A 3,454-nucleotide genomic window follows, 5' to 3' on the forward strand; every position below is an offset into this window, starting at 1 on the left:
TGCCTCAAACGCGACTGCTATTATCTGTAGCATGTATTGATCCACTTGGTATTAGCGCTGCCGCTCACAGAAACCTCCGCTAAGATGCGATCAGGTGCTCCAGTGGATGATGAAGCAGACTATGAGTTGCCGATCTGGGCAGGTGAGTTGCCCCTGCGATTAATGGCCTTAGAACCCGTTGCCGATCCGCGTTTAGCTACAGAGATGACGCTGCCTGATCACATTCAGAACTACTGCCGCTAACGCTAAAACGGCTCTATTGCTGACAAAGGCTACGAAGGCATTCTCAACCTGCATTCCAACAGCCAGACCCCGAAGCAGAAGACAAAAAAGGCAACCTTGGACAAAGCAGACCAACAGTACAACCGTGACTTGGCACGACGGCGCGTGATTGCCGAACATGTCAACTGTCGCCTCAAAGTTTGGCGCATTCTATCAGAGCGCTACCGCAACCGTCGCAACCGCTTTGGTTTACGCTTCAGTTTAATTGCTGGACTCTGCAACTACGAATTAGCTCGTGCGAGCATCGACGAACCTATTCTGGAGGGAGCTCTGTGACTTTCGCAAGAAGTCCAATCTTAAATGCGTTGAATCGAGTAAAGGTTGGCAGATGAGAGGATGAGTGAAGTTAATTTTCTCCTAACAAAATGTCTCCCTATTCTTAGTCTGCCAAAACTTTACAAAACTGATGCTGCTGGCGAAATATTGCTTAGCACTCTGTAAACCTTGAAACTTCATTGAAACCGCAGACCGAATGTTTGAATTTTATAGGACAAGAAACGGCAAGATTAGGGTTTCAGATATGAATAAATAATTCGCCCATCAGTATCAAAACTGTGTAATAACCACTGATCAAGGTACGCGATACGCATTAAAAAAGGCTTATATCGCAGAACCTAAAAATGCAAGTATCACTGTTAAGAACAATGTGATTTAAATAATAAAACTTGAAAAGATTAACTGTGTCAGTAGTATTTAGATAAGCTCTGACGACTTTAGAAATATTACGGTGAAACTGAAAAAGCGTTTTTTAAAAATCTGCTTAACGGTTGTTTTATGCCTGTTTTTTGCTGCTTAGCTCCCAGTTCTCGCTCTAAGTAGAGGCGGCGGCAACCACAACGTTCAGTTTTAACTAATACGCTAAGAAAACAATTTTAGATTTACGATTTTGACTTGAGGAACTGAATATGAGGAGACACGAAGATCTAGCATCACCCTTCAAGCTGGCTCGGATCCTGCCCAGTCCAACTTCAGAGGTAGGAATTTTTTTTGGAGATGCAATTGCCGTTGATGGTAATTTAGCACTCATCAATTCTAGTAATGGTCAATCTGGTGTTGACGGTGGTAATGGTGTTTATTTGGTTGAGATTGATACCGGGGCATTGGTTCGTTCGTTTTTCCAACCTACACCTACCCAATTTGGAGATCAGTTTGGCGCGTCCGTTGCACTCTCTAAGGATCGAGTTCTGATTGGTGAGTTCGGGGGTGGGCTACGGAATGGTGCAGCCTACTTGTTCGATGCCAAGACAGGCAATTTGCTCCAGACGTTTCAGAGTCCTATCCCTACCACAATCAATGGTTTTGGTGAAGCAGTTGCCATTCAAGGGAATACTTTTTTAGTGGGAAATGGTTCCGTTGATAATTTTGCAGGGGCAGTTGATCAATTTAACCAGCAAGGGCAACTCCTGCGGACGTTTCGTAATCCGACTGCTGATCCAGAGGACTATTTTGGACGGGCGATCTCAGTCTCCGGTAACAGAATTGTGATTGGGGCTTACGGCGATGACACTGGCGGAATTGATGCTGGGGCCGCTTACCTCTTCGATCGTAAGGGCAATTTACTCCAAACTTTTCTGAATCCAACACCTGATGCCGGTGATTATTTTGGCATTTCGGTCGCGATCGCTGGAAATCGAGTTTTGATTGGTTCCCAATTGGATGATACTGCCGCCCGCAATGGCGGTGCAGCCTACTTGTTCGATGCGACGACGGGCAATTTACTCCAGACTTTTTTGGAACCTTCGGCAGCGCCAGATAATCGGTTCGGAGATTCGGTGGCGATTCAGGGCAATACGGTATTAATTGGATCTCGATTTAATGACACAGGCGCGATCGACAGCGGTGCCGCGTACGTCTTCGATGCTGGGAGCGGTACTTTGGTCCAGTCTTTGTTTAATCCAACGCCACAGGTTGGAGAAGAATTCGGCAATAATGTTGCAATCTCGGAGAACTACTTACTCGTGAATGCCCCATTCGGGGAGGTGAACGGTGTTTCTAGCAGAGCCGTTTATGTCTTCCAACCAAGCATTCAGAAAGACCATCATAGCCCTAATTGCAATGACATCCTGAACGGCAGAGACGATCACACACGATGGGACAGAAATCCATTTCCAGAACGATCTTATGCAAGGGGAAACACCCGATGCCTTGGTATTTCCTCAAACGATTCATTTAATGAATCAATTGGGATAGCACAAGGAAGGTCACCCCTTGACTTTACGAGTCGAGACTTCACTCCGAAAGTCGGCAATAGCGTTCTTCATTGACCCTGAGAATGGACGGTTCCGTTGCAAAAAGTGATAGGATTTCAAGGCTTGCTGAGAGAAAATCTGACATTTCGTGGTTGATTCCAAAGCTCCCTTCAAATGGCAACATTTTCCAATCTGACCTACATCTTGCCCAACGTGAGCTGTATTGTCGCCATGCCTTGAGCTACCGGGACTTAGAAGAGATGAGGGCAGAGAGAAGCGTAGTGGTGGTGTCCTTTGCTTGACCTCATCTGAGTAGCCCCAAGGACGGTAAAATTCAAGAAACTGGCGACCGCACTGCTTGCACTTGTAGCCTTGTCTGTCGCGACGATGGCCGTTTTTAGCAGTTTGAGTGGACGGACATTCAGGACATTTCATCCTTCTATGATGCCAATTCAAGCATTACCCTTTCAGCAACGCCGCTTCTTGATAACACGACCACTTCGGGACTTCCCCACTCTTGGAGATCGCTATCTTCTGCTGCCGTGACAACTGCTTGATCGCATATTCCACCTGCATCGCCGCTCGTTTCGTCGAGAACCGCCAAGACGCAACGAGTTCTACAGGTCGGTGCGCCCTCGTATATCGCCCACCCTTGCCGGCGTTATGAACAGCAATCCGCTGTTCAACATTCTTTGTATACCCGGTGTACAGGCAATCATTCGCACAGCGAACAATGTACACATAATGCAATTCCGGTGGCTGTGCTTCCTTCATGAACCCTCTCTGCGGCGAGATTAAACGTCTAGGACGGTTTCCCTCAGCCGTCGTTGCATCGATTATCGCTCGGAAAAGTGATCGAGTGTCACCCTATTGGACGCTGACCCAGTTTGGGTGAACAGGGCACCACTGACCATCTCATCTTCGAGGCTCGGTAGTCCTACAGAAGTAATGATTTGTTATAGGCGTGAACAAAGTACCAGATT

Annotated in this window: 5 protein-coding genes; 3 read left to right on the forward strand and 2 right to left on the reverse strand. The window is 46.9% G+C overall.

From position 1 onward, the window contains the following. Positions 1–84 precede the first annotated feature (84 nt). The 3 genes from AC5I6P_RS02985 (at position 85) to AC5I6P_RS02995 (ending at position 2,546) form a co-directional block, all read left to right on the forward strand. Entirely contained in the window at positions 85–243 is a 159-nt protein-coding gene (locus AC5I6P_RS02985; protein ID WP_495692275.1) for a hypothetical protein, read from the forward strand. 15 nt (positions 244–258) lie between these two features. Next, entirely contained in the window at positions 259–558 is a 300-nt protein-coding gene (locus AC5I6P_RS02990; protein ID WP_495692279.1) for a transposase family protein, read from the forward strand. 629 nt (positions 559–1,187) lie between these two features. Beyond that, entirely contained in the window at positions 1,188–2,546 is a 1,359-nt protein-coding gene (locus AC5I6P_RS02995; RefSeq protein WP_495692276.1) for a hypothetical protein, read from the forward strand. Here AC5I6P_RS02995 and AC5I6P_RS03000 read toward each other — a convergent pair. Next, entirely contained in the window at positions 2,484–2,906 is a 423-nt protein-coding gene (locus tag AC5I6P_RS03000) for an IS1/IS1595 family N-terminal zinc-binding domain-containing protein (RefSeq protein ID WP_495692277.1), read from the reverse strand. The two genes, AC5I6P_RS02995 and AC5I6P_RS03000, sit on opposite strands and share 63 nt — an antisense overlap. Before the next feature lie 24 nt (positions 2,907–2,930). After that, complete coding sequence (locus AC5I6P_RS03005) at positions 2,931–3,245, reverse strand: GIY-YIG nuclease family protein (protein ID WP_495692278.1); 315 nt, start codon at positions 3,243–3,245, stop codon at positions 2,931–2,933. Between the last annotated feature and the right edge of the window lie 209 nt (positions 3,246–3,454).

The sequence above is a fragment of the Myxacorys sp. genome, assembly GCF_059501405.1.

What these genes read in the sequence shown, in the direction of transcription:
- AC5I6P_RS02985 (WP_495692275.1), top strand. Translation starts at nt 85, where the DNA reads ATGCGATCAGGTGCTCCAGTGGATGATGAAGCAGACTATGAGTTGCCG.
- AC5I6P_RS02995 (WP_495692276.1), top strand. Translation starts at nt 1,188, where the DNA reads ATGAGGAGACACGAAGATCTAGCATCACCCTTCAAGCTGGCTCGGATC.
- AC5I6P_RS03000 (WP_495692277.1), bottom strand. Translation starts at nt 2,906, where the DNA reads ATGAAATGTCCTGAATGTCCGTCCACTCAAACTGCTAAAAACGGCCAT.
- AC5I6P_RS03005 (WP_495692278.1), bottom strand. Translation starts at nt 3,245, where the DNA reads ATGAAGGAAGCACAGCCACCGGAATTGCATTATGTGTACATTGTTCGC.